The 25,021-nt window shown below is 66.9% G+C and carries 22 protein-coding genes and 2 pseudogenes; 3 read left to right on the top strand and 21 right to left on the bottom strand.

The window, feature by feature from the left end; genetic code table 11:
* Positions 1 to 84 precede the first annotated feature (84 nt).
* Genes CAG31_RS22660 through CAG31_RS22590 form a run of 15 tightly spaced genes read right to left on the bottom strand, consistent with a single transcriptional unit; the run spans position 85 to position 13,996 of the window.
* Positions 85 to 810, bottom strand: coding sequence for a class I SAM-dependent methyltransferase (locus CAG31_RS22660; protein ID WP_085585390.1), 726 nt, complete (start codon positions 808 to 810; stop codon positions 85 to 87).
* Positions 807 to 2,054 carry an NAD(P)/FAD-dependent oxidoreductase gene (locus CAG31_RS22655; protein ID WP_085585388.1) on the bottom strand — a complete coding sequence of 416 codons (1,248 nt, stop codon included), beginning with the start codon at positions 2,052 to 2,054 and terminating at the stop codon, positions 807 to 809. Before CAG31_RS22655 ends, CAG31_RS22660 begins: the two co-directional genes overlap by 4 nt.
* A complete protein-coding gene (locus CAG31_RS22650) occupies positions 2,041 to 3,204 on the bottom strand; it encodes a sodium:proton antiporter (RefSeq protein WP_085585386.1) in 1,164 nt (387 codons plus the stop codon). Before CAG31_RS22650 ends, CAG31_RS22655 begins: the two co-directional genes overlap by 14 nt.
* Positions 3,201 to 5,543, bottom strand: coding sequence for an MMPL family transporter (locus CAG31_RS22645; protein WP_085585384.1), 2,343 nt, complete (start codon positions 5,541 to 5,543; stop codon positions 3,201 to 3,203). The genes CAG31_RS22650 and CAG31_RS22645 overlap by 4 nt, the downstream gene beginning before the upstream one ends.
* Entirely contained in the window at positions 5,527 to 6,129 is a 603-nt protein-coding gene (locus tag CAG31_RS22640; protein ID WP_085585382.1) for an outer membrane lipoprotein carrier protein LolA, read from the bottom strand. The genes CAG31_RS22645 and CAG31_RS22640 overlap by 17 nt, the downstream gene beginning before the upstream one ends.
* Positions 6,126 to 6,551, bottom strand: a complete 426-nt coding sequence (locus CAG31_RS22635) for a thioesterase family protein (RefSeq protein ID WP_085585379.1) — start codon at positions 6,549 to 6,551, stop codon at positions 6,126 to 6,128. The genes CAG31_RS22640 and CAG31_RS22635 overlap by 4 nt, the downstream gene beginning before the upstream one ends.
* Positions 6,544 to 8,088 carry a histidine ammonia-lyase gene (gene hutH, locus CAG31_RS22630; protein ID WP_085585377.1) on the bottom strand — a complete coding sequence of 515 codons (1,545 nt, stop codon included), beginning with the start codon at positions 8,086 to 8,088 and terminating at the stop codon, positions 6,544 to 6,546. The genes CAG31_RS22635 and hutH overlap by 8 nt, the downstream gene beginning before the upstream one ends.
* Positions 8,069 to 9,016 (bottom strand): glycosyl transferase, encoded by a 948-nt coding sequence (locus tag CAG31_RS22625; RefSeq protein WP_085585375.1) that lies wholly within the window; start codon positions 9,014 to 9,016, stop codon positions 8,069 to 8,071. Before CAG31_RS22625 ends, hutH begins: the two co-directional genes overlap by 20 nt.
* Positions 9,013 to 9,747, bottom strand: a complete 735-nt coding sequence (locus CAG31_RS22620) for a glycosyltransferase family 2 protein (protein WP_085585373.1) — start codon at positions 9,745 to 9,747, stop codon at positions 9,013 to 9,015. The genes CAG31_RS22625 and CAG31_RS22620 overlap by 4 nt, the downstream gene beginning before the upstream one ends.
* Positions 9,740 to 11,443 carry an acyl-CoA synthetase family protein gene (locus tag CAG31_RS22615; RefSeq protein ID WP_085585371.1) on the bottom strand — a complete coding sequence of 568 codons (1,704 nt, stop codon included), beginning with the start codon at positions 11,441 to 11,443 and terminating at the stop codon, positions 9,740 to 9,742. The genes CAG31_RS22620 and CAG31_RS22615 overlap by 8 nt, the downstream gene beginning before the upstream one ends.
* Complete coding sequence (locus CAG31_RS22610; RefSeq protein WP_085585369.1) at positions 11,440 to 11,985, bottom strand: hypothetical protein; 546 nt, start codon at positions 11,983 to 11,985, stop codon at positions 11,440 to 11,442. Before CAG31_RS22610 ends, CAG31_RS22615 begins: the two co-directional genes overlap by 4 nt.
* Entirely contained in the window at positions 11,982 to 12,236 is a 255-nt protein-coding gene (locus CAG31_RS22605; protein WP_007947135.1) for an acyl carrier protein, read from the bottom strand. The genes CAG31_RS22610 and CAG31_RS22605 overlap by 4 nt, the downstream gene beginning before the upstream one ends.
* A gap of 8 nt (positions 12,237 to 12,244) precedes the next feature.
* A complete protein-coding gene (locus CAG31_RS22600) occupies positions 12,245 to 12,505 on the bottom strand; it encodes a phosphopantetheine-binding protein (RefSeq protein ID WP_085585367.1) in 261 nt (86 codons plus the stop codon).
* Positions 12,486 to 13,295, bottom strand: coding sequence for a 1-acyl-sn-glycerol-3-phosphate acyltransferase (locus CAG31_RS22595; RefSeq protein ID WP_085585365.1), 810 nt, complete (start codon positions 13,293 to 13,295; stop codon positions 12,486 to 12,488). Before CAG31_RS22595 ends, CAG31_RS22600 begins: the two co-directional genes overlap by 20 nt.
* Positions 13,271 to 13,996 (bottom strand): beta-ketoacyl synthase chain length factor, encoded by a 726-nt coding sequence (locus CAG31_RS22590; RefSeq protein ID WP_085585363.1) that lies wholly within the window; start codon positions 13,994 to 13,996, stop codon positions 13,271 to 13,273. The genes CAG31_RS22595 and CAG31_RS22590 overlap by 25 nt, the downstream gene beginning before the upstream one ends.
* A gap of 364 nt (positions 13,997 to 14,360) precedes the next feature.
* Between CAG31_RS22590 and CAG31_RS22585 the strand changes: the two genes are divergently transcribed.
* Complete coding sequence (locus CAG31_RS22585; RefSeq protein WP_085585361.1) at positions 14,361 to 15,131, top strand: ParA family protein; 771 nt, start codon at positions 14,361 to 14,363, stop codon at positions 15,129 to 15,131.
* 109 nt (positions 15,132 to 15,240) lie between these two features.
* Here CAG31_RS22585 and trxC read toward each other — a convergent pair whose 3' ends face one another.
* Positions 15,241 to 15,675, bottom strand: coding sequence for a thioredoxin TrxC (gene trxC, locus CAG31_RS22580; protein WP_085585359.1), 435 nt, complete (start codon positions 15,673 to 15,675; stop codon positions 15,241 to 15,243).
* 237 nt (positions 15,676 to 15,912) lie between these two features.
* Between trxC and CAG31_RS22575 the strand changes: the two genes are divergently transcribed.
* Both CAG31_RS22575 and CAG31_RS22570 read left to right on the top strand, forming a co-directional pair.
* Positions 15,913 to 16,182: an AbrB/MazE/SpoVT family DNA-binding domain-containing protein gene (locus CAG31_RS22575; protein ID WP_085585357.1), complete on the top strand. Its 270-nt coding sequence runs from the start codon at positions 15,913 to 15,915 to the stop codon at positions 16,180 to 16,182.
* Positions 16,182 to 16,544 carry a type II toxin-antitoxin system PemK/MazF family toxin gene (locus tag CAG31_RS22570; RefSeq protein WP_085585355.1) on the top strand — a complete coding sequence of 121 codons (363 nt, stop codon included), beginning with the start codon at positions 16,182 to 16,184 and terminating at the stop codon, positions 16,542 to 16,544. The genes CAG31_RS22575 and CAG31_RS22570 overlap by 1 nt, the downstream gene beginning before the upstream one ends.
* A gap of 6 nt (positions 16,545 to 16,550) precedes the next feature.
* Here the strand turns inward: CAG31_RS22570 and selO are convergent, their stop codons facing one another.
* The 5 genes and pseudogenes from selO to CAG31_RS29075 form a co-directional block, all read right to left on the bottom strand.
* On the bottom strand, positions 16,551 to 18,014 hold the full coding sequence (gene selO, locus CAG31_RS22565; RefSeq protein WP_085585353.1) for a protein adenylyltransferase SelO: 1,464 nt from the start codon (positions 18,012 to 18,014) through the stop codon (positions 16,551 to 16,553).
* A gap of 48 nt (positions 18,015 to 18,062) precedes the next feature.
* Positions 18,063 to 21,416, bottom strand: a complete 3,354-nt coding sequence (mscK, locus tag CAG31_RS22560) for a mechanosensitive channel MscK (protein WP_085585351.1) — start codon at positions 21,414 to 21,416, stop codon at positions 18,063 to 18,065.
* A 34-nt stretch (positions 21,417 to 21,450) separates the two neighbouring features.
* Entirely contained in the window at positions 21,451 to 23,193 is a 1,743-nt protein-coding gene (locus CAG31_RS22555; RefSeq protein ID WP_085585348.1) for a potassium/proton antiporter, read from the bottom strand.
* A gap of 178 nt (positions 23,194 to 23,371) precedes the next feature.
* A pseudogene (locus CAG31_RS29080) lies at positions 23,372 to 23,971 on the bottom strand (methyl-accepting chemotaxis protein); the annotation flags it as partial.
* 303 nt (positions 23,972 to 24,274) lie between these two features.
* A pseudogene (locus CAG31_RS29075) lies at positions 24,275 to 24,931 on the bottom strand (MCP four helix bundle domain-containing protein); the annotation flags it as partial.
* Positions 24,932 to 25,021: the final 90 nt, after the last annotated feature.

Genomic DNA, 25,021 nt, shown 5'->3' with positions numbered 1-25,021 from the left:
ACACGGCGCGCCAAAGCCCGGCAACGGGGGCGGCCGGCACACGGCCTTCGCGGGCGAGCCCGCGCCCATACGGTACGCACAGCATCAGTCGGCGACCTCCAGCGGTTTGCGGGCGACGACGTTGACCAGGGTTTCCTCACGCTGGCCGAACGGTTTGGGCCGGCGCAGGCCGAAGCGTTCGAGCAGGCCGAAATCCTTCGCCCGGCTCCACCACAGGTACGGGTACGAGACGTTGCGCCCGGTGAACTCGAAGCCCTGCCCGCGGATCATCTCCAGGTACTGCGCCGCGCTCTTCTGCACCTGCATCGGGTGGCGGAACAGCCAGCGGATCACCCATGTATCAATGTAGGCCTCGGTGGACTCGGCGAACAGCAGGTGGCCGCCGGGCTTGAGCACCCGGTAGAACTCGGCGAGGGCCTTTTCCTGTTCCACCAGGTGATGGAAGGTCTGGTGGCAGAACAGCAGGTCGACGCTGTTGTCGGCCACCTTGAGGCTGGCGCAGTCGCTGCCGATCAGCTCGACGTCCAGGTCCAGGCTGGCGGCTTCCTCGGCGCTCAGGGCGAGGCTATGGGGGTCGGCGTCGAGGCCGATCAGGTACTTCGGCGCGAAGGTCTGGTGCAGGTGACGGAAGGACTTGCCTTGGCCGCAGCCGGCGTCCAGCAGCACCGGGCGCTCCGGCAGCGGCCCGTCGAACAGACCGCGCAGGTCATTGATCGCCACGCGCAGCACATGGTGCTGCCAGGTGTGGCTGCGCAGGAACCAGAAGCCGAAACGGGTCTCCTCGACGTAGCTGTCGCTCAAGTAGTTCATGGGGCGTCCTTTGCGCAGAGTTCGGAAATCGTTTTCAGCCGGCGGCGCGCTTCGCTGACGAACGGGTTGCGCCCGTCCCAGGCGTAGCCGGCGAGGATCGAGCAGATCATCCGGCGGATGTCGGGGGAGGCGTGCTCATGGAAGATCACGTCCTGGAAGGTGCCGGCATACCAGCCTTCGACGTAGGCGCGGAACGTGTCGACGCCGCGTTTGAGGGGGACGGCGAATTCGCTGTGCCAATCGACCGTTTCGCCCTGCAGCTGGCGGTGCAGCAGGCCGGCGGCCATGCTCGCCGAGCGCATTGCGATGGTCACCCCGGAGGAAAACACCGGGTCGAGGAATTCCGCCGCGTTGCCCAGCAGCGCGAAGCCCGGGCCGTGCAGGGCCTTGACGTTGGCCGCGTAGCCGCCGAGGGAACGCGCCGGGGTGTCCCACACGGCATGCGCCAGCACGCCGGCCAGGCTCGGCGTTTGTGCGATGAAGCCGCGCAGGCAGGCGTCGAGGTCGCCCTCGTGCCCCTGGAAGTGTTCGGCACCGGCCACCACGCCCACCGAGCAGCGGCCGTCGCTGAACGGAATGGTCCAGAACCAGACGTCCCGCTGCTGCGGGTGGACGGTGACGAGGATCTTCTCGCGGTCGAAGCCCGGGTGGGCGATGCGGTCTTCGACGTGGGTGAACACCGCCTGGCGCAGCGGGAAGTCCGACGGCGCCTCCAGGTCCAGCAAGCGCGCAAGCACCCGGCCGTAACCGCTGGCGTCGAGCACGAAATCCGCTTCGACGCGGTACTCGCCGCCGTCCTCCCGCTGCACGGTCAGTTGCGGCCGCGGACGGTCGAAGTCGACGCCGGCGATGGTTTCGCCGTAGCGGATCTCCACCCCTTGCAGGGCGGCCTGATCCGCCAGCAGCTTGTCGAAAGCGGCGCGCTGCACCTGGAAGGTGGTCGGTTTGCCGGCGGTGAAGGTGTCGCTGAAGTCAAAGGCGCTGTAACGCTCGCCCCAGGCGAACGCGGCGCCGGTCTTGCGCTGGAACCCGGCGGCGTTGACGGCATCGAGCATGCCGGCTTCCTCGACGAAGTCCAGGCAATGGCACAGCAGGCTCTCGCCGATGGAGAAACGCGGGAAGTGTTGGCGCTCGATCACCAGCACATCGTGCCCCTGGCGCTTGAGCAGCGCGGCGGCGATGGCGCCGGACGGGCCGGCGCCGATCATGGCCACCTGGCGGGATTCCATTTCAACGGTCGGCACGTGAGCTCCTGGCCGGGGCGGCGGTAGGGTTCGGCGACGCGCGGTGCAGGCCGATGAGGGCCGGCATCAGCGTTGCGAACAGCCCCATCAGCATCAGCGCGAAGTACAGCGCCGGGCTGATCAGGCCTTGTTGAAGCAGCAGGTTGAGAAAGACGATTTCGCTCAGGCCGCGGATGTTCAGCAGCACGCTTTCGCGCCAGCGGCTGGCGCCCGGGAACGAGGCGCCGGCCCAGCCGAGGCCGAGCCAGTTGCCCAGCAGTTTGCTGGCGACCGGTAACAGCAGCAGCGCCGCCCATTGCGCGGCTCCGAGGCTGGCGAGGGCGCTGTGCACGTCGATCTGGACGATGCCGAAGGTGAGGATCAGCGGAATGGCGATCCAGGTCTGCAGGCGGTTCATCCAGCGTGCCGGCAGCGGCAGCACCAGCGGTACCTTGAGCGCCGCCATGCACAGCAGGTAGCCGATGCCGAAGATCAGCGCATTGAGCTTGAAGTGTTCGGCCGTCACCAGCAGGCCGAAGAAAGCGAGGCTGTAGGACAGCGGCCGACGCACGCGCAACAGGCGCAGCAGCAACGGCACGCAGGCCAGCCCGAGCGGCAGCAGCAGGCTGCTCAGGTGCAGGCTGCCCTGGGCCAGGCCGAACAGCGTCCAGCAGGCCAGGTCGATCAGGATGGCGGTCTGCACCAGGCGCCGGGTGGCGGCCGGCGGGTAACCGATGTGGCGCAGGTACAGGTACAGCACCGGGATCGCGGTGATGGCGAACACCAGGCCGATGGCCAGCGAGCTGATCCACGGTTGCGCCGGCAGCAGCCAGTGCGCGGTCGCCAGGCCGCAGGCGAACGGCACGGCAAAGCTCGGCGCGGCGATCTTCACGCTCTGGCGGTCCAGGCGCAGGTCGATCACGTCGCTGAGGATGTGCCCCAGCAGCAGGGCGAAACTCAGGCTGTAGAGGTGTTTCAGCCAGTCCGGCGCGATCAGTTGCGCACCGCTCAGGTGCCACTGCGGTTCGATCCAGAAATACATCAGCCCCGGCAGGACGAAACTGGCCAGCAGCAACTGGCTGACGATCGGGATCAGGCCCAGGCACCGGCCGGCACGGGTCGCCCCGGCGAACAGCGCCAAGGCCATCAGCCAGAACGCGGCGACCGTCATGCTGCCGGCTCCGCGGCGACGGTCTCATGGGCATGACGGCCGGCCCAGGGGGCGAGCAGGAAGCTGAACGCCAGCCCCAGGCTCACCGACAGGCCGAAGTTGCTCACCGCCGGGGTGCTCGACACCGCCAGCAGGCCGAACGACAGCCAGGTCGTGGCCGCCGCCAGCAGGGTGCCGAGCAGGCTGACGGCGGCGCCGCCGACCTGTTCGCGCATGAGGATCGCGTAATCGACACTGATCGCCGTCACCAGCAACAGGCCGAACAGGCTGAACAGGGTCAAAGGCTGGCCCAGCCAGCCGAGACTGGCCAGGCTGCACAGCGCCGCCAGCAGCGGCAGGGACACGATGCGCAGCGCGCCGCCGAGGCCGAACGGCAGGATCAGCACCAGCACGATCAGCACGCAGGAGGCCAGCTTCAGTTCGGCGGCGCTGATCTGGGTGGCGGCGAACACCTCGTTCAGCTCGCCGAGGCGGTCCACCAACACCACCCCCGGCAAGTCCCGCGCCTGCACCCGCAGCAGCGCCGGGTTGTTCAGGCCTTGCAGGCTGGTCATCGCCGCCACGCCGCCGTCTTCGGTGGGGCCCAGCCACAAGGTGCGGTACGGCTCGCCGAGCGGGCCTGCCAGGGCGGTGTCGATGTCCTCGGCGGGCAGGGCCTGCAACCGGGCCAGTTCGGCGTGCAGCGCTTCGGGCGGCACGCCGAGGTCGATCAGCGGCTGCCAGAACTGCGGCAGCTTGCCCAGGGCTTCGCGCACCTGCTGCTGTTGGTCCGGCGGGCCGAGCAACTGGTCGAGGGCCAGATAGCCTTGCAGCTTGTCGAGGTTGACCAGTTGCTGCAGGCGTTCGCTCAACGCCGCTTGCCGCTCCAGCAGTTCCTGCTGGTTGGCGGCGCGCACCAGGAAGAACTGGCTGGTGGGCTGGAAGCCGGTGATGCGGGCGATGGCCTGGGCTTCGTCGGTCAGTCGTTTCGGTGCGCCGATCCACTGGCGGATGTCGTTGCGGGTGTCCAGCTGCAGCAGGCCTGCGGTGCAGAAGGCGATCAGCAGCGCCAACAGGACGGGAGTCTTGGCGTGCGCCAGCAGACGTTCGCGCAGGGTCACCAGTCGTTCGGCCAGGCGCAGCGGCCATTGCGCCGGCCGCAGCTCGACGTTGTCCAGCAGCGCCGGCAGCAGGCACACCGCCGACAGGTACGCGCCGAGCAGCCCGGCGGCGGAGAACACGGCGATCTGGGTCAGGGCCGGGAACGGCGTCCAGGCCAGGGCCAGGTAGCCGATGGCGCTGGTCACCAGGCTCAGGGTCAGCCCCGGCAGGGTCAGGCGCAGGGCCGGCCAGCTGCGCCAGGGCTTGAGGCTCCAGCCCTTGGACAGGTAATGCAGCGGGTAGTCCACCGCCACGCCGATCAGGCTGGAACCGAGCACCAGGGTCATCACATGCAGGTGGCCGAACAGCGCCACGCAGGCGACCGCGCCGAACAACATGCCCGCCAGCACCGGAACGAACGCCAGCAGCACCCGCCAGCGGCGGAAGGCGAACAGCAGCAGCAACAGGATGCCGAGGGTGGCGCCGCCGCCGACCCAGGTCATCTCCTGCGTGGCTTGCCGCTGGCCGCTGGCGGCGTACAGCAGGCCGCTGGCGGCCAGCAGTTGCACGTCCGCCGTCGCCGCCTGTTCGCGGCTGTGCTGCAGCAATGCGGCGACCTGCGGCGGCAGGTTCATGTCGAACGCGTTGCCGGTGCTGCGGGCGCGCAGCAGCACCCACTGCTTGCCGTCGGCCTCGGCGACCAGCGCGCCGCTGCCGATGTCCAGCTGCACGGTGCCGTGCTTGGGCTGGCTGTTCTGGATGCGCCCGGTCAGGCCCAGCCAGTCGTCCTGGCTGGGCACCAGGCTGAAACCGGCGAAGGGGTCGAACAGCGCCTGTACCCGTTGCTGGATGAACGCATCCGGGTGCTCGGTCAGCAGTTGCCGGTCATCCGCCGACAGCATCGCCAGCCGCCCTTGCAGCAGTTGCGTGCGCAGGGCCGGCAGGTTCGCCTGAAGGTTCCACTGCACCTTGTCGAACAGACCGCTGGCCTGCCAGCGCTCGCCCAGGGCCTGGGCCATGGCGACGGCTTGCCGGCGGTCGGCGTGGCCCACCAGCACCAGGATCTCGCGGTTGAGCGGCTCCTGCATGCGCTGTTCGGCCTTAAGCTCCAGCGCGTCGGGGTGGGTGCCCGGCACCAGCTCCATCAGGTTGGCCGACAGCGGCGCGCCGTTGCGCCATTGCCAGGCGCCCAGGGCGACGACCGCCAGCAGCAGGATCAGGAACAGCCATGGCAGCCGGCGTTCACGGGGCAAAGTCATGGCGCTCCGCGTCGCTCAGCGGTTGGCCGGCGGTGCTGTCCTGCATGCGCAGCACGGTGCTGTCGCCCTGGGTTTCCTGCAGTTCGATGGTCTGCACCAAGGCGCCGCCGCCGATGTCGATCCGGTCGAACACCTGCTTGAGCAGCACCGAACGCGGGGTCAGGGTCAGTTTCCACTGACCGGCGTCGCCGCTCAGGGCCAGTTCGAAATCCCGCTGCAGGCCGCTGCTGTCGCCTTGCAGCACGGCGAGGAACAGTCGGTTCTGTTCGGCGCCGGCGCTCTTGTCCGGCAGCATCTGCCAGCCGCCGGCATCGCGCCGGGCGATGCCCTGGGCGGTGATGCGGTAGTCCTGCTGCAGCGGGGTCTTCAGCAGCCAGAGCAGGCCGTGGTCTTTGGCCAGGACGAAACGGCCCTGGCTGATCAGCGGCTTGGGCAGCGCGCGCAGGTGCTTTTCCTGGATGAACCGGCCATGGATCACGTCAGGCTTGGCCAGCTGATCGCGCAGCTGCTCCAGGTCGAAGGCATTGGCCAGCGTCGTCACGGCCAGCAACGCCAAAGCGCCGAGCCATTTGCAGAGAACGGTCATCGCAGCATCCTTTCCACGGCTTGGGTGAAGACTTTCGGTGACGCCAGTTGCATCTCGCGGCTGCCGATCTCCACCGCCACCTGCACCGAGCTTGCGCGGGTCAGGCGCTCGCCGGTGACGGCGTCGGTGATCAGGTAATGGATCTTCAGCCGGTTTTCCCATTCCACCAGGCTGGCGCGCACGTTCAGTCGCTGGCCGAACACCGCGCCGCGCACGTAACGCAACTGCAGGTCGATCACCGGCCAGGCGTAGCCCGAGTCGGACATCTGACTGTAGTTGTGGCCGATCTTGTCCAGCAGCGCGCAGCGCGCCACTTCCAGGTATTTGACGTAATGGCCGTGCCAGACCACGTGCATGGAATCGACGTCGAAGAACGGCACGACCACTTCCGCATCGGCGTGAAGCACCCCGGCGCTACGCATGCAGCCTCCAGCGGCGTTCGCCGATGCGTTGCAGGCACAGGCGCAGTTCGCCTTCCAGGGCGCGGTCTTCGATCACCGGGGCAAAGTCCTCGGCGAGCGCTTCGTGCATCGCGGCCAGCGCCGGCGGCAACGGCCGCGCGTCTTCGGCCCGGCTGCGCAGCCACACGCCCTGCTGGGCGGCGAGCAACGTGGCGGCGGCCACCTGCTCGGTCAGCTCCAGCACGCGGATCGCATCCCGGGCGGCGATGGTGCCCATGCTCACCTTGTCCTGGTTGTGGCATTCGGTGGAGCGCGAGAACACGCTGGCCGGCATCGTGTTCTTCAAGGCTTCGGCGGTCCAGGCGCTGGCGCCGATCTGCACGGCCTTGAAACCGTGGTTGAGCATCGCCCGTTCGGCGTCGGCGCCGGACAGGTTGCTTGGCAGGCCGTGGTTGTAGCGCTCGTCCACCAGCAGGGCGAGCTGGCGGTCGAGCAGGTCGGCGACGTTGGCCACAAGGTTTTTCAGGCTGTCCATGGCGAACGCGATGTGGCCGCCGTAGAAGTGCCCGCCGTGCAGCACGCGTTCGGCCTCGGCGTCGATGATCGGGTTGTCGTTGGCGCTGTTGAGTTCGGTCTCGATGAACCCGCGCAGCCAGCCCAGGCTGTCGGCCAGCACGCCGAGCACGTGGGGCGCGCAGCGCAGGGAGTAGCGGTCCTGCAGGCGGTGCAGCGGCGCGGTCGGCGCGTCGATGGCCAGATCCTGGCGCAGCCATGCGGCGACCTGCATCTGCCCCGGATGCGGCTTGGCGGCGAACAGGCGCTCGTCGAAGTGCTCCGGATTGCCTTGCAGCGCCACCACGTTGAGCGCGGTGATGCGGGTGGCCAGCCGCAGCAGGTAATCGGCGCGGGCGAAGGCCAGGCACGCCAGGCCGGTCATCACGGCCGTGCCGTTCATCAGGGCCAGGGCCTCCTTGGGCCGCAGCACCAGCGGCGTCCAGCCCAGTTCGCGGTGCACGTCGGCGGCCTGGCGGCGTTCGCCGCGGAACATCACTTCGCGCTCGCCGGACAGGGTCGCGGCGACGTAGGACAGCGGCGTCAGGTCGCCGCTGGCGCCCACCGAGCCCTCTTCCGGAATCAGCGGCAGGATGTCGTGCTCAAGGAATGCCTGCAGCCGCTCCAGCAGTTCGACCCGCACCCCGGACACGCCGTGGCACAGCGACTGCAGCCGCGCGGCCAGCACCGCACGGGTGGCCTGGGCGTCGAGCAGCTTGCCCAGCCCGCAGCCGTGGAAGGTGAACAGGTGCTGCGGCAGCGCCTCGACGTGGTGCAGCGGCACCGCGACCACGCAGGAGTCGCCGTAGCCGGTGGTCACGCCGTAGATCACGCCTTCCTTGTCCAGCAGCGAGTCGAGGAACTGCGCGCCCTTGGCGATGCGCCGACGGTAGTCGGCGTCGCTCTGCAACTGCGCGGGCGCCCGGCGTTCGGCCAGGGCCAGCACGTCTTCGATGCGCAAGGGGCGTTCGCCGAAGGTTACCGGCTCAGGGGGTGGCGTGGTCATCGGTTTTCCAGAATGGGTAGAAATTGAACCATTGCAGCGGTGCTTCGAGGCAATAGTGACTCAGTCGCCGGGCATAGCGGGATGCCCACTGATGAATGACCTGTTCGCGTTCGCTGCGCTTCCATTCCACGCTGTCGGCGAAGGGTTCGAGGGTCAGGCGGTAGCGGCCGTCGGGCCGCTTCAGGCACATCAGGAGATTGACCGGGCACTTGAGCAGCCCGGCCAGCAGCCACGGTCCCTGGGGGAACGCGGCCGGATGGCCGAGGAAGTCCACGGTCACGCTGCGCCCGCCGTGCAGCGGCACGCGGTCGCCGGCGATCGCCAGCCATTCGCCGCGCTCCAGGCGTTCGTGCAGCTGCAGCATGATCACAGGATCCAGCTCGCTGACCTGGATCAGCCGCAGGTTGGTGGCCCCGGCCTCGCCCAGCAGGCGGTTGAACTGTTCGGCGTGCTTGGTGTGCACCAGCACGTTCATGGTGACCTTCTCGCCGATCTCCGCAAGCGCCCGGCACACCTCCAGGTTGCCCAGGTGCGAGCCCACCAGCAGTTGCCCGCGCTTGCCGCGCATCTGGTGGCGCAGCAGCGCCGGGTCGACGATCTCGATCTGTTCGAGGCCGATCTTGCCGTGCCACACGTCGAGCTTGTCGAGCATCGCATCGGCGAACGCCATGAACTGGCTGAACACCCGCCACAGGCCGGGGCGCAGGTCGTTGCGCCCGCTCCAGTCGGCGAGGCGCCGCTGGTATTGCCAGGCGCTCTGCCGGGCGCTGCGGCCGAACAGGAAAAAGTACAGGACGATGCCGTAGAGCAGCGGGCTCAGCAGGCGCCGGCCCAGCACCCGTGCGGCGAAGGCGGTGAATTTCATCAGCAGGAAGCTGCCGCGCTCCTGCCGGTCGGCCCAGTGCTTGTCTTCGGTCTCGGCGCTCATGTCCGCCACCGTCGCCAGAGGATCGCCGGCGCCCGCACGAGCATGCCGAAGAACAGCCGGGTGTGCATGCCCGAGATCAGCAGGTTGTCGTGGAACAGCCGGAAGTGCGACACGCCGTCCAGCGGGTAGTGCACGCGGGTCTGCAGCCAGTGCATCGGCCGGTTGCGCCACGCCAGGCGCACGAGGATGTCCGAATCGAAGTCCATGCGCTTGCCGATCCGCGCCGAGTCGATCACCGCCAGCGTCGGCTCCAGCGGGTACACGCGAAAGCCGCACATCGAATCGCGGATCTTGAGCGACAAGGTGTTGATCCACACCATCGCGTGGGTCAGGTAACGCGCGTACAGGCGCCCCTTGGGCACGCTGGCGTCGTACAGCGGATAGCCGCAGATGACCGCGCCGGGCAGCGCGCGGGAGGCTTCGATGAAGCGGGCGACGTCCTGCAGGTCGTGCTGGCCGTCGGCGTCCACCTGCAAGGCGTGGGTGAAGCCCAGCCGCGCCGCTTCGCGCAGGCCGGTCATCACCGCGCCGCCCTTGCCCTGGTTGGCGGTCAGGCGCACCAGGTGAACCCGTTCGCGCCCGGCCAGTGCGTCGAGCACCTGGGCGCAGGCGCGGTGGCTGGCGTCGTCCACCAGGATGCACGGCAGGCCTTGGGCGAGCAGGGCGTCAACCACCGTGGTGACGGCGGTTTCGTGGTTGTAGACGGGGATCACCGCGCAGGGGTTATGCATGCCGGCCCTCCGCTTGGGAAGGGCGGGGATCCCCCAGCAGGATCCGGCCGCTGGAGCAGGTGGCGGTTTCGTTGCGGTAGGCGAAATACACTTTGCCGCGCTCGGGATCGAAACGCAGGTGCAACTGGATCTCGTCGCCGGGGCGCACCAGTTGCTGGAACTTGAGCACTTCCATGCCGGCGAACGTTCCGCCGAGGTTCATGCAGTGCCGGGCGAGGTTGAATGCCCATTCCACCTGCACCACGCCGGGCAGCACCGGCGCCTTGGGAAAGTGCCCGCTGAAGTGGGCCAGATCCGGCGGCACCGCCAGTTGCAGGCTCCATTCGCCGTCGCTCTCGAGTTGCTCCAGCACCTCCGGCGCCTTCGGCCGGGGCGCCAGCAGCAATGCGTCGACATCGGCCTGGGGCAGTTTGCCCTGGGTGTTCAGGGGCAATTGCCGCATCAACCGCCAGCGCCGGGGCAGGGCCAGGGCTTCGCAGTGCGGGCTCAGGTGCCGGCGCAGGGTTTCGGTCAGGTGGCGCCGGCCGTGCTCGCGCAGTGTGTGCAATCCCTGCTCGCTGAGCACCAGCAAGGCGCCGAGGGAGGCGCGGTTTTCCTGCACCACGCCCAGTCGCGCCTCGGCGACCCAGTCGTGGGCCGTCAGTGCCTGTTCGAGCATCGGCAGGGAGATGCGCTTCTCCTCCAGTTTCACGATCCGGTCCAGCCGGCCCAGCAGCTCGAACCGGCCATCGGCCGCCATGCGGGCGGCGTCGGCGGTGTGTTCGATGTGGCCGGCGGGCAAGTAAGGCGAGGCGATCAGCAGGGCGCCGTCGTTGTCCTGACTCAGCTCGACGCCCTGGAAGGGCTGCCAGAGCGGTTCGCCCTGGCGCCAGGCGATGCCGCCGGTCTCGGAGCTGCCGAGGATTTCCGTCGGCCATTGCCCCAGGCGCCGGTGCAGATCCTGCGCGGCGTCCGGCGGCAGCGCGCCGCCGGAGGAAAATACCCGGCGCACGGCGCTCAGGGCCGGCCAGTCGAGGTTGTCGCCCATGCGCTTGAGCAAGGCCGGGCTGGCGACCCAGGCGAAGGACGGGTGTTCGCGGCTGGCGCGTTGCAGGTCTTCGGGGAACGGCAGTTGCCGGCGCACGAACGGGCGCCCGGCGCACAGCGGCCACAGCACGCGGAACAGCAGGCCGTAGATGTGCTGGGTGGCCACGCTGCCGATGATGCAGGCGTCGCCCAGATCCGCGCCCCAGAGCTGTTCGAGGGCTTCGACCTCGTTGGCCAGTTGGCGCAGGGTCTTGTCGATGCGCTTGGGTTCGCCGCTGGAGCCGGACGTGCACAGGCTCAGCCGGCAACGGTCGAGGTCGAGCTCGGCGGCGTCCAGGGGCGGAGGGTCGAAATCGTTCAGGTGCGGGTCGCCGGCCTGGTCGGTCAGCCACAGGTCGACGTCGTCCGACCAGCGCTGGCGGGTCTGGGCCTGCAGGTCCGCAGGCAGCAGCACGCCGACGCCTGCGCGCCAGGCGCCGAGCAGCGCCACGGCCAGCTCGGCGGCGTCCTCCAGGTGCACGGCGATCTGCCGCACGCCCCGGGCCTGCAGGCCGGCGGCCAGGCTCAGGGCCTGCCGGCGCAGTTGCGCGTGGTTCAGCGCCGGTGCGCAGGCGACTGCGCGGGCCGGCAGTTCCTTGAGCAACAGTCGCTCAAGTCTTGTCCAGTTCATGTACGGCCTCTTACCCGTTGTCGTATCAGCCATTCAATGGCAAACATCAGGCCGATCAGTCCGTAGGAGATCAGGCCGGTGTACAACATCCACCAATGCAGCGGCGCCCACAGGGTCAGGAGGGCGGCGCACAAACCGTTGCAGAAGAAGAACACGCTCCAGGCCACGGTGACCCGGCGGGTGTAGCGCACCGCGGCGGGCGGCAGGTGCGGTTCACGCAGGCGCGCCAGGCGCTCGGCCATCGGCGGGCCGTACTTCAGGCTCAGGCCGAACAGCGCCAGCATGAAGCCGCTGATCAGCACCGGATACCAGCGCAGCAGGCGCGGGCTGTCGAACACCGCCAGCACCAGGCAGAAGCCGATGGCCGTGGCGGCCATCCACAGGCTGCCGGGCTTGCGCCGACCGGTCAGCGCCCGGGCCAGCCACAGGCCGCCCAGCAGCAGCCCGAACTGCCACGGCGCAAAGTGCTCCATGCCGAAATACACCGCAAAGGGGTACAGCAGACCCGCCAGCAGCAGGCCGAGGCCGATCAGTCGGCTCATGCGGCCGGCTGAACCAGACGGTAGACCGCCTCGACCACGTCGCTGACGGTGCGCACCGACTTGAATTCCTCGGCGGCGATTTTCTTGCCGGTCTGGCGCTTGATGTGATCGATCAGGTCGACGGCGTCGATGCTGTCGATTTCCAGGTCCTGGTACAGGTTCGACTCCAGGCTCACGCGGGCCGGATCCAGTTCGAACAGTTCGACCAGGGCGTCGCGCAGGGTGTTGAAAATGTCGTCACGAGTTTGCATGGTGGGTCTCAAGCTGCCTGTTTGGCCGTGACGAAAGCCGCGAGGCTGGTCACGTTGGCGAAGTGGTTGCGGGTGTCCTTGGCATCGGCGTCGATCTTGATGCCGTACTTTTTCTGGATGGCCAGGCCCAGTTCCAGGGCGTCGACGGAATCCAGGCCCAGGCCTTCGCCGAACAGCGTCATGTCGTCGCCGATGTCGTCGACGCTGATGTCTTCGAGGCCCAGGGCATCGATGATCAGCCGTTTTATCTCACGGTGCAGATCGCTCATCTTCGGCGAGCTCCTTAATGAAAAGTTGGTGCAAATGATCGTTGAGCTTGCGCGAGGCCTGGGGTGCGGGCCCCTGCGCGGCAAAGGTCTGTGGGTCTATATCGGCGCCGACGCGAAAACTGAAATGCACGCGGCGGCTGGGGATCCGATACCAGGGTTCGGCCTTGGTCAGCGTGGTGGGGCTGACCTTGATGATCACCGGTGTGAGAAGTCTGGCTCCGCGCAGCGCGATGGCTGCGGCCCCCCGATGAAAGGCCGGCGCCTGGCCCGGGCGGGTGCGGGTGCCTTCGGGGAAAATGATCAGGGGCTGGCCGTCCTTCAGGGCGTCGGCGGCGGCATCGAGCATTTCCAGGCTGCCGTCGTTGCTGATGTAGCCGGTGCGGCGCAGCGGGCCGCGGGTGAACGGGTTGGTCCACAGGCTCTGTTTCACCACGCAGTTGGCGTGGGGCACCAGGCCGATCAGGAACACCACGTCGATCAGCGACGGGTGGTTGGCGATGATCATCTGGCCGGGCCGGCCGAGGCGTTCGGCGCCCTGGATGTCGTAGGTCAGCACGCCGGTGCGGGCCATGAACCGCACGAAGAACCAGAACAGCCGGCTGACGGTCTGGCGCGCCCGCCGGCGATGGGCCTGGGCGTCGCCCGGCAGGCAGGCCAGCAACGGAAACACCAGCAGGCGCAGGCACAGGCCGCCGAGCCCGAACAACGCGAAGCTTGCGGCAGTGGCCAGCAGGCGCCAGTGGTAGGCGTCGCGGTGTTTTCCGGTCACAGGTTGCGTTGCCAGGTCCATACTCGATTTTTCCAGGCATGTTGGCAAAGGGTTTGCTGGCCGAGCAGGGTCTGCACAAGGTTCAGCGCGTGGGGCCAGTGCGCGTTGGACAGCGCACCGGGGGCGCTGTTCAGCGTCAGCCGCCAGCCGGTGCCCGGCGTCAGCAGCAGGCCGAGGGCGTAGGGGAACGGCACGTCGTCGATCCACGCCGAATAGGCCTGGGGCGGCTGTTCTTCGGCGATCACCAGCAGGACGGCCGGTGCGCCTTCGTCCAGCAGTGCGCAGGCTTCGAGCATGCCGTGCTCCAGCCCGTCGCCGGCGGCGGCGAGCGCGGTCATCTCGCTGGTTTCGCCGCGCATGATCGACCACAGGCCGATGATCGCGTTGTGCACCGACAGGCTGAACTGGGTCGGCGACAGCGGTTGTTCCGTGGCCAGATCGCTGAGGATGTCGAAGGTGCGCGGGGTCTCGCCGTGCCGCGACACGAACACCAGCGGCAAGTCGTCCCGGCCTTCGGCCAGGGGCCAGCCGACGCTGAACGCCATCCGTGCCAGACGGCTGAGACGGCGGCGCTGCATGGCCGGCAGGAACGACACATCGGGGGCGGCGTCGCTCGCCTCGGGCACGAGCGGCCGCTGGCTCCATTCCTGCCAGGCCTGCTCGCTGTCGAGCCCCGGGGCCCATGCGCGCCATTGGGCGATGTTGAAGTTGATCACGGACATTCATCCCGCCCCTGCGGGCTTCGTTGACGCGGTTCGACCGATGCCGCGGCCGGGCTTCAGGTGCCGTGGGCGCGGCGCTTGGCGCCGGGTGGCGCGCATTATCCCGGTGCGACGAGTGTGTAGCAAATGTTGGTTACATTTTGTACAGCACAATGTACCGAATGGTGCGCATTGCGGACTGCCGGTGGCTATTTTCCAGATTGAGCAAGCCGTGTCTGTCAGCCAAGTCAGCGTGAGCGGGCAGAGTCTGCGCGAATGTTGTCGGCTATTTGCGTATGACCTTGTAGTCCGCTTCGGCGAAGGTAGCGAAGCAGGGCCAGGCGCATCTACACTCGGTCATTCTTTGATGGACGGAGGTCTAGTCATGCGGCGCGTGGTGTTCAATCAGAAAGGTGGCGTGGGCAAATCCAGCATTGCCTGCAATCTGGCGGCGGTCAGCGCCAGCGAAGGCTATCGCACGCTGTTGGTGGATCTCGACGCCCAGGCCAACTCGACCCAGTACCTGACCGGGCTCACCGGGGAAGACATCCCGATGGGCATCGCCGACTTCTTCAAACAGACGCTCTCGTCGGGGCCGTTCTCGAAGAAGAACCAGGTGGACATCTACGAGACCCCGTTCGACAACCTGCATGTCATCACCGCCACCGCCGAGCTGGCCGACCTGCAGCCCAAGCTTGAGGCCAAGCACAAGATCAACAAGCTGCGAAAGCTGCTGGAAGAGCTGGACGGCGAGTACGACCGGATCTACCTCGACACCCCGCCGGCGTTGAACTTTTATGCCGTATCGGCGTTGATCGCCGCTGACCGTGTGTTGATCCCCTTCGATTGCGACAGCTTCTCGCGCCAGGCACTGTACGGCCTGATGGCGGAGATCGAAGAACTGAAGGACGACCACAACGAAGCGCTGGAGGTGGAGGGCATCGTGGTCAACCAGTTCCAGGCCCGGGCCAGCCTGCCCCAGCAGATGCTCGACGAACTGATCGCCGAAGGCCTGCCGGTGCTGCCGGTTTACCTGGCCAGTTCGGTCAAGATGCGTGAGTCGCACCAGGCCAGCATCCCGTTGATCCACCTGGATCCGCGGCACAAGCTCACCCAGCAGTTCGTCGAGCTGCACAACCTGCTGACGGACGCCTGAAAAGGGTAGGAGCGAACCTGCTCGCGATGAGGGACGTTTGCTCAGCGCAGATGCCGAACGGGAAACCGCCTTCGCGAGCGGGCTCGCTCCTACATTGTTGGGGCCGCTGTCAGATGCCCTGGCTGCGCAGCCAGGCCATCAGTTGCGGCAGCGGAAACGCGCCGCTCTGGCGCGCCACCTCCTTGCCGTTCCTGAACAGGATCAGGCTCGGAATGGAGCGGATCCCCAACTGCGCCGCCAACTGCTGATTGGCCTCGCTGTCGAGCTTGGCCAGCCGGCATTTGCCCGCCAGTTGCGCCGCGGCCTGCTCGAACACCGGCGCAAACGACTTGCACGGCCCGCACCAGTCCGCCCACACGTCCACCAGCAACGGCAGGTCGCCCTTGATCTGGCTGGCGTAGTCGCCCTGATTCAGCTCGAAAGGCTTGTCCAGCAGGACGTCGGCCTTGCAGCGCCCACATTTCGGGTGGTCGCCCAGGCGATCGGCGGGGATGCGGTTGAGGCCGTTGCAGGTGGGGCAGGGGATGAGCAGTGCTTCAGTCATGGGGATTCTTCGATAGGCGTTCGGTGAGCATTAATTGGTGTCGCGGGAGCGAATTATCAATGTCGCAACTGCTCACAGTTTCAACCGGTTCCCGGTTCGAATCAAAACTACGCTGGCAGGCACCTGAACGTTTTGTGCGTCTATCGCCAGGAGATCGCTTTGCCTGAATCTGCGTGCTACTTTTGTTGCACTTTCGGGGAGTCCAATGACTCCTTTTTCTCGGAACGGAGTGACGCCATGTCTGTAACCTCCAGGATCCGTCGCCAAGGTGGGGCGGCGATCATCACGATACCGCCGACACTGCTCAAGCTCATGCACCTCGAAGTGGGGGCGCAGCTTGAACTGAATGTGGTGGATGGCGAACTGATTGCCCGCCCGGTGGATCCACCCGCACGTAAACGCTACCGGTTGTCTGAGCTGCTTGAGGGGGCTGAGCAGCTACAAGAGTTGAATGCTCAGACGGCTGAAGCCCGGGAAGGCAGTCCGATCGGGCGGGAATTGGGTTGATGGTGCGCAGGCAACCCCCGCAGCGGGGGGATGTGTACTGGATTGATCCCAATCCTGTTGCCGGAAGGGAAATGATGAACCGCCACCGCTTTGTCGTTATCACGCCACGCGAGATCAACGCGTTGGGCGTCAGCATGACCGTCCCGGTGACCAGCGGAGGCAACTTTGCCCGCAGTTCTGGCCTTGCCGTGACCGTCAGCGGCCATGAGACCAATGGTGTGGCGGTGTGCAACCAGGTGCGAAGTTTCGATATCGAGCAGCGCGTGCGAGAAGGCTCGGCCAAGTTCATCGAGCGGTTGGACGACGTGACGATGGCGGACATCGTCGCCCGTGTCGTGAGCGCCATCGACCCTCTGGAATGAAACGGCTCACGACGAACAACTGATCTCCAGATGCTTGCCCCACTCCGGCGGTCGCTCGGCGTAGCTTTCCATCCCCGGCTGTTCCTCGAACGGCTTGCTCAGCACCGCGTGCAGGCGGCGAACCTCTGAATAGTCGCCGCTCTCGGCCGCTTCGATGGCCCGCTGGGCCAGGTAGTTGCGCAGTATGTACAGCGGATTGACCGCGTGCATGCGCGCCCGGCGCTGGTCCTGGCCGGTGTCGCCGTCCCGTGCGGCGCGGGCGACATAGCGCTCGCCCCAGGCATCGAAGCCCTTGATGTCGACGAAGTCGTCGCGCAGCCGGGCGACGGCCTGCTCCGCCGGCTCTTCGCCCAGGCGGCGGAAGAACAGGGTGTAGTCGACGCCGCTGTTCTGCATCAGTTGCAGCAACTGTTCGAGCAATGCCTGATCCCCGTCCTCGGCGGTGGTGAAGCCGAAGCGGCGGCGCATCAGGTCCAGGTAATGGGCCTGGAACAGCGGCAGGTACAGGCCGAGGGTTTCGCGCAGGGCCTCGACGCTGATGAACGGCGTCAGGGCCTGGGCCAGGGCGCTGAGGTTCCACTGGCCGACCGGCACCTGGTTGCTGAAGGAGTAGCGCCCCTGGTCGTCGGAGTGGTTGCAGATGAAGTGGGCGTCGAAGTCGTCGAGGAAGGCATACGGGCCGTAGTCGAAGGTGATGCCGAGGATCGACATGTTGTCGGTGTTCATCACTCCGTGGCAGAAGCCGTAGGCCTGCCATTGGGCGATCAGTCCGGCATTGCGCTCGACGATCTCGCGGAACATCGCCAGGTACGGTTCCGGTTGTTCCAGGCAATGGGGGAAATGCTCAGCCAGCACGTGTTCGCCCAGTTGCTTCTGTTGCTCGGTGCGCTGGGTGTAGTAGAAGTATTCGAAGTGGCCGAAGCGGATGTGGCTGGGCGCCAGGCGCAGCACCATCGCCGCGCGTTCCTGTTTCTCGCGCCATACCGGGGTGTCTGAGCCGATCACGCACAAGGCGCGGCTGGTGGGGATGTTCAGGGCATGCAGCGCCTCGGAGGCGAGGAACTCGCGGATCGACGAACGCAGCACCGCACGGCCGTCGCCCATGCGCGAGAACGGCGTCTGCCCGGCGCCCTTGAGGTGCAGGTCCCAGTGTTCGCCGGCATCGTTGACCGCTTCGCCCAGCAGCAGGCCGCGACCGTCGCCCAACTGCGGCGTGTAGCCGCCGAACTGATGCCCGGAATAGACCATCGCCCGTGGTTCGGCCTCGGCCCAGAGCTTGTGGCCGCCGAACAGTTCGGCGAATTCCTTCGTTTCGGCCGTTGCGGGGTCGAGATCCAGCAGCGCCAGGGCGGCCGGGCTGGCGACCACCAGCCGCGGATTGTCGATGGGGTCGGGCAGCACATGGGCCGAGAACGCATCGCCCAGGCGGGCGAAGCGGTTGTCGAAGGTCAGTTCGTCGAGGGCTTTCAAGGGCCGGCTCCAGCAGAATGTCCGAGCATTCTGCTGGGAATAGGCCGGTTAGTCGAGCTTGGCCGGCGGCGGTTCCTGCAGCGGCTTTTGGTTGTCGGCGACCGGCACGATGGTTTTGGCCTCGGGCTCGATGGGCACCATCTTGTATTCCTGGCCGTGGAGGTTTTTCAGGTAGACCTCCATCTGGCGGAACGAGATGTTGATGTGCTGCTTCTTGAACTCGCGGTTGATGAAGCGGTTGACCTCGTCGATCACCGGGTTGCGGTCGCCGAGGTCGCGCACGTGCATGCGCAGCTCGTGGTCCAGGGTGCTTTCGCCGAAGTTGAGGAAGTACACGTGCGGCTCCGGCTCCTTGAGCACCCGCGGGTTTTCCCGGGCGGCCTTGAGCAGCAGTTCCTTGACCAGGTCCAGGTCCGAGCCGTAGTCCACGCCCAGCTTGAGCGTGACCCGGGTGATGGTGTCGGTCAGCGACCAGTTGATCAGTTGCCCGGTGATGAACGTCTTGTTCGGGACGATGATGTCCTTGCGGTCGAAGTCGGTGATGGTGGTGGCGCGGATGCGGATCTTGCTCACCGTGCCCGACAGGTTGCCGATGGTGATGGTGTCGCCGATCCGCACCGGGCGCTCGAACAGGATCATGATGCCGGAGATGAAGTTGGCGAAGATCTCCTGCATGCCGAAGCCCAGGCCCACCGACAGCGCCGCCACCAGCCATTGCAGCTTGTCCCAGCTCACGCCGAGGGTGGAGAGGGTGGAGACGAAGCCGACCCCGGCGATCACGTAGGACAGCAGCGTCGTGGTGGCGTAGGCGCTGCCCTGGGCCAGGTTCAGTTTCGACAGCACGAACACTTCCAGCAGGCCCGGCAGGTTGCGCGCCAGGGCGAAGGTGATGCCGATGATGATCAGCGCGCCGAGCATGTCGCCGATGCTGATCGGCACCATGCTCATGTTGGCGCCGGTGCCGCTGGTGTATTCGTAGAGGGTGACGTTGTCCAGGTACGAGAACACCGTGATCAGGTCCGCCCACGCCCAGTACAGCGCGGCGATGAAGCCGCCGAGCAGGGCCAGGCGGATCAGGCGCAGGGACTGTTCGTTGACCTTCTCGATGTCCAGGGTCGGCTCTTCGATGACGGCCTCGCCGTCGCCGGCCTCCTTGGCCGCCTGCCGCTTGGCCAGCGCCCGCTGGTAAGCCAGGCGCCGCGCCGCCACGGCCAGGCCGCGCACGAAGGTGGCCTCGATGACCAGCCAGAGCATCAGCAGGTACAGGGTGTTGATCAGGCGGTCGCTGAGCTTCAGCGCGGTGTAGTAGTAGCCGAAGCACACGGCGACGAACAGCGCGATCGGCAGCAGGGTGAACATGATCCCCACGGCCTTGCGAAACAGCGAGGCGTTCTCGTGGGTCGGGCTGCTGATCAGCAGGCGGCTGAGCAGCCAGGCCATCAGGGCGTAGCAGGTCAGCACCACCGGCATGCCGATCACGTCGTCGGCCAGCGCCGCCGGTTGCAGCTCGGCGACCGCCACCACGGCCACCAGCGCCATCACCACCAGCCCGAGCCGGCGGATCCAGCCCTGGAGGAACTCGACCTGCGGCTTTTCCCAGCGGAAATGCAGCTCGGCCACGCCGCCCGGCGCCAGGATCCGGTAGGCGGTGTAGAACACCAGCCAGGCCTGGGCCATCTGCAGCAAGGCCGCGCCCATGTTGGCGTTCTGCCCCCGGGCGTCGATCTGCAGGGCCAGGCCGCAGAGGGCCAGGCCCAGGGTCACCGGCATCGCCAGCAGGATGTTGATCAGGATCGCCTGGGGCGTGTGCCACTGGCTGTCGCGCTTGAAGTGGCCGATGTCCTGGTGGACCTTGTTCAGGCGCGCATACAGGTGCTTGCGCCGCCACAGCAGCGCGCCGATCAGCAGCGCCAGCGGCAGGAACAGCAGCGGACGCTGGGTCAGGCCGTCGGTCAGTTCGCTGAGGCTGGAGGCCAGCGGCAGGGTGTCGATCTGCCGTTTGAGGCGCTCCGGAATGCCGCGCATCCATTCCAGGTCCAGCGGCTTGTTGCTGGGGATCCAGAACATCTGCTCGTCGAGGGTCGCGCGCAGGCTCTGGGCGGTGCTCAGCAATTGCTTCTGGTTCAACTGCAGGGTGATCGATTCGTTGAGCACCGCGCTCAGTTCGCGGTTCAGGCGCTCCAACAGGTCGGCGCGGGTGTTGGCCAGCTCCAGCAGGCTTTTGCGCAGTTGCGGGGTGACCTGCTCCGGCGGCTGGGTGGACAGCAGGTTGTCGACGTAGGCGGCCGGGTTGCTCAGCAGCTCACGCTGCTGGCTGACTTCGAACTGGTACAGGCGGATGTCGGCGATCTGGTCCGCCAGGTCACGGTCGACCCGCAGCCGCGGCAGCGCCTGCTTCTGCTTGTAGAGGATCTTGGACAGCAGCAGGCTGCCCTTGAGCACGTTGATCTGCTCGTCGAGGGCCGAGTCGCTCTGGGTCAGGCTGTCCAGCTGCTGCTTGGTCTGCAGGTTCTGCTGGGTGACTTCGTTGAGGCGGTCGGTGCTCTTGAGCAAGTAGTCCGAGAGTTTCAGGTTGGCCGCGCTTTCGGTGGCCAGCAGGCTGCTGCCGCCGGCCTTCTGGGCCTCGATGGACTGTTGGGTGACGGTCTCCTGGGACTGGGCCAGGCGCTTCTGGTTGATCAGGGTCTGCAGTTCCTGAAGCTCGCGGTCCAGGCGGTCGGACTTCTCCGAGAGCAGGTCATGCTGGCTGTTGCCCAGGTCCTGCAGCTGGCTGTTGCCGGCCAGTTCCTGGCGGCGCAGCGGGATCAGGGCGTTCAGGGCCACGAGTTCGGCATTGAGCAGGTCGCGCTGTTCGGCGGTCAGCGGCTTGCCGCTGTCCTTGCCGGTCTTGAGTACGGTGTTGATCTGCTGGATGCGCGTCTGGCTTCCGGCGATCTCGGCCTGGGCGCGCTCGGGGCGGGTCTGGGCGGTGATGATCAGGCTGTTGGCGTCGGCCAGGGCCTTCTGCATGTCGCTCTGCTGGGTCGAGCGCTCGGCCAGCATCTGTTCCAGTTGCGCGATCGATTCCTTGGGGAAGCGCTGCGCCACCGGCACCACGCTGCTGGCCTTGAGCCGCGTCAGTTCGCGGGTGTTGTCGAGGGTCTGCTTGGGGGCGGTGGCCAGCTGCTGCTTGAGGTCGCTCAGCTTGCGTTCGTAGTCGCGCCGGTTGTTGAGCTGGGTCAGCGTGTTCTGCAGCACTGTCTGCAGGGCCTTCTGGTCGGCCTCGGGCAGTTTGCGGTCGGCGATCTTGTCCAGGCTGGCCTGCACGGCTTCGCTGGACGGCGGCTCGGCGGCGTGGAGCGGGCCGACGGAAAGACTCAGGCCCAGCAGGGCCGCGGCGAAAAAGGAACGCAGGGTAGGCATAGAGACCGGTCAAGCAAGTGAAGGTGGACGCAGTTTAGAGGAAGAGCCCGGGGCCCGGGCGACTTCCTTCGGGGAATCTGACGCCCACTTTGCCGATCTTGTTCCCGTCCATGACCGCGACCGTCCAGTGGGTGTTGTTCCACTCCACCTGGTCGCCGACCACCGGGGCGCCCCCGACTTTCTGGGCGATGAAGCGGCCCAGGGTCATGTCCGGATCGATGCCCTCGGCGGACAGGCCGTAAAGGGCGGCGACGGCTTTAAGCTGGGCGTCTCCTTCGAGCACGAAGTCGCCGAAGAAGCGCAGGTCCAGGCCCCGCTGCGGCGCCTGGCTGAACAGTTTTCCGAGGGCCGGCAGGTTGTGTTCGTGGCCGATGACGCACAGCAGATCGTCGACTTCCAGCACCGTACTACCCGACGGATGGAGCAGTTGCTGGCCACGGAACAGGGCTGCGATGCGGGTGCCTTCGGGCATTTTCAGCTCGCGCAGGGGCGAACCGATGCACCATTTCTCCGCGCCGAGGCGGTAGACGAACAGCTCCCACTCACTGGTGACGTGCACCTCCAGCGCCGAGCGGGAGATCGGCGCCGGCTCCGGCGGCACGGTGACCTTCAGCAGGCGGGCGACCCAGGGCAAGCTGGTGCCCTGCACCAGCAGCGACACCAGCACGATGAAGAAAGCGAGGTTGAAGTACAGCTGCGCATTGGGCAGCCCGGCCATCAGCGGGAACACCGCCAGGATGATCGGCACCGCGCCGCGCAGGCCGACCCAGGAAATGAAGGCTTTCTCGCGGCCGTGGAACGCCTTGAACGGCAGCAGGCCGACCACCACCGACAGCGGCCGGGCGAACAGAATCATCCACAGCGCCAGGCCCAGGGCGGGCAGGGCGATGGGCAGCAGGTCGTGCGGGGTGACCAGCAGCCCCAGCACCAGGAACATGCCGATCTGCGCCAGCCAGGCCATGCCGTCGAGCATGTGCAGGATGCCGTGGCGGCTGCGCACCGGGCGGTTGCCGATCACCAGGCCGCACAGGTAAACCGCCAGGAAGCCGCTGCCGTGCAGGGCGTTGGTCAGGGCAAACACCACCAGACCGCCGGCGATCACCAGGATCGGGTACAGGCCGGTGGCGAGGTTGATCCGGTTGACCAGTTGCAGCATCAGCCAGCCGCCGCCCAGGCCGATCACCCCGCCGATGCCGAACTCGCGGACCAGGTGGGTGAGCAGGCTCCAGTGCAGGCCGGTCTGGCCGCTGGCGAGCATGTCGATCAGGGTGACGGTGAGGAACACCGCCATCGGGTCGTTGCTGCCGGATTCGATCTCCAGGCTGGCGGTCACCCGCTCGTTCAGGCCTTTGCCGCCGAGCAGCGAGAACACCGCCGCGGCGTCGGTGGAGCCGACGATGGCGCCGATCAGCAGGCCCTGGATCAGGTTCAGGTCGAACAGCCAGGCCGCGGCCATGCCGGTCAGGCCCGTGGTGATCAGCACCCCGACCGTGGCCAGCGACAGCGCCGGCCACAGCGCCACGCGGAAACTCGACACCCGCGTGCGCAGGCCGCCGTCGAGCAGGATCACCGCGAGCGCCAGGTTGCCGACCAGGTAGGCCGTCGGGTAGTTGTCGAAGATGATCCCGCCGCCGTCGACCCCGGCGGTCATGCCCACGGCGAGGATGATGACCAGGATCGGGATGCCCAGGCGGGAGGACAGTGAGCTCACCAGAATGCTTGCACCTACCAGCAACGCGCCGATCAAGAACAGGCTGTTGATGGTCGTCGCATTCAAAGGCATCACTCCAGAAAAGCGTAAAGGCGGGCACGGACTGACCATGCAGTCTGTGTGCCAGCGATAATAACCTGCGCAAATGCGCGGCTGTCAAAGAGCTTTTTGCGCACCCCTTGCGATACCGCGGACAGACTTGGATTTTGTGGTGAGGGAGCAGGCTCCCTCACCGCTGGAGGGCTTAGAGGCTGAAGCGGCCGACCATGTTGTTCAGATCCAACGCCAGGCGCGACAGTTCGTTGCTCGCCGCACTAGTCTGATTCGCACCGGTGGCCGACTGCACCGACAGGTCGCGGATGTTCACCAGGTTGCGGTCCACTTCCCGCGCCACCTGCGCCTGCTCTTCGGCGGCGCTGGCGATCACCAGGTTGCGCTCGTTGATCTCGACGATGGCGCTGTTGATGGTGTCCAGCGACAGGCCGGCGCCGCGGGCGATGTTCAGGGTCGATTCGGCGCGTTCGGTGCTGTTGCGCATCGAGTCCACGGCGTGTTCGGTGCCGCTCTGGATGCTGCCGATCATCCGCTCGATCTCGCTGGTCGACTGCTGGGTGCGGTGGGCCAGGGCCCGCACTTCGTCGGCCACCACCGCGAAGCCGCGACCGGCTTCGCCTGCACGGGCGGCCTCGATGGCGGCGTTGAGGGCCAGCAGGTTGGTCTGGTCGGCCAGGCCGCGGATCACGTCCAGCACCTTGCCGATGTCGAGGGATTCGTTGGCCAGGTCGCCGATCAGGGTGGCGGTGCTCTGCACGTCGGCGCTCATGCGTTCGATGGCGCTGACGGTCTCCATCACCAGGTCGCGGCCGTCGCCGGCGGAGGTGGTGGCGTGCCTGGAGGCTTCGGAGGTGCTGACCGCGTTGCGGGCGACCTCTTCCACGGCGCTGGTCATTTCGTTGACCGCGGTGGCGGCCTGCTCGATCTCGTTGTTTTGCTGGGTCAGGCCACGGGCGCTTTCGTCGGTGACGCTGTTGAGCTCTTCGGCGGCGGAGGCCAGTTGGGTGGCCGAGCCGGAGATCCGCTGCAGGGTATCGCGCAGCTTGGACTGCATCTTGGCCATGGCCGCCAGCAGGCGACCGGCTTCGTCGCTGCCGTCGACGTGGATCGAGCGGGTCAGGTTGCCTTCGGCGATGGTTTCCGCCGCGTCCAGGGCCTTGGCGATCGGCTTGGTGATGCTGACGGTCAGCAGCCAGGCGAACAGGAACGTCAGGCCGGTGGCGATCACCAGCAGGCTCACCACTAGGGTGAACGCGGTGGCGTACTGGTCGGCGGCGTTCTGGTTGGTCTTGCTGATCTGCTCGCCGTTGATCTGCATCAGCTGGTTGAGCACGGTGTTGATCGCTTCGGAGTTGTCCAAAAGCTCGGTGTTCACCAGATTGCGCAGCGCATCCACCTGATTGTTGCGCGACAGGGTCTTCATCCGGTCTTCGATCTGGCGGTACTGCGCCAGCAACTGCACGTACTGGTCATAGGCGGCACGTTCCTGCGGGCTGCTGATCAGCGGCTCGTAGTCGGTCTGGGCCTTGCGGATCTGCTGGTTGCGCATCTCCAGCAGCTCGATGGTCTTTTGCTGGACGTCCGGCTCGCGGTTCACCAGCAGGCGGTACGACAGCACCCGCAGGCGCAGGGACAGCTGGGTGAACTCGTCGAGGTTCTTGATGCTCGGCACGCTGCTGGTGGTGATGTTCTCGGCGGCGCTGCGGATGTTGCTCATCTGGTTCAGGGCGAAGACGCCGAGGATCAGCATCAGGGCGCCGATCAGCGAGAAACCGGTGAAGGCCCGGGGGGCGATGTTCATGTTGCGAAGGGACATTGGGGATACCAGGAAGGGCCGCGT

This window comes from Pseudomonas sp. R25(2017) (genome assembly GCF_002112565.1).
GTDB lineage: Bacteria > Pseudomonadota > Gammaproteobacteria > Pseudomonadales > Pseudomonadaceae > Aquipseudomonas > Aquipseudomonas ekonensis.
This window is presented reverse-complemented; position numbering and strand designations above follow the sequence as displayed.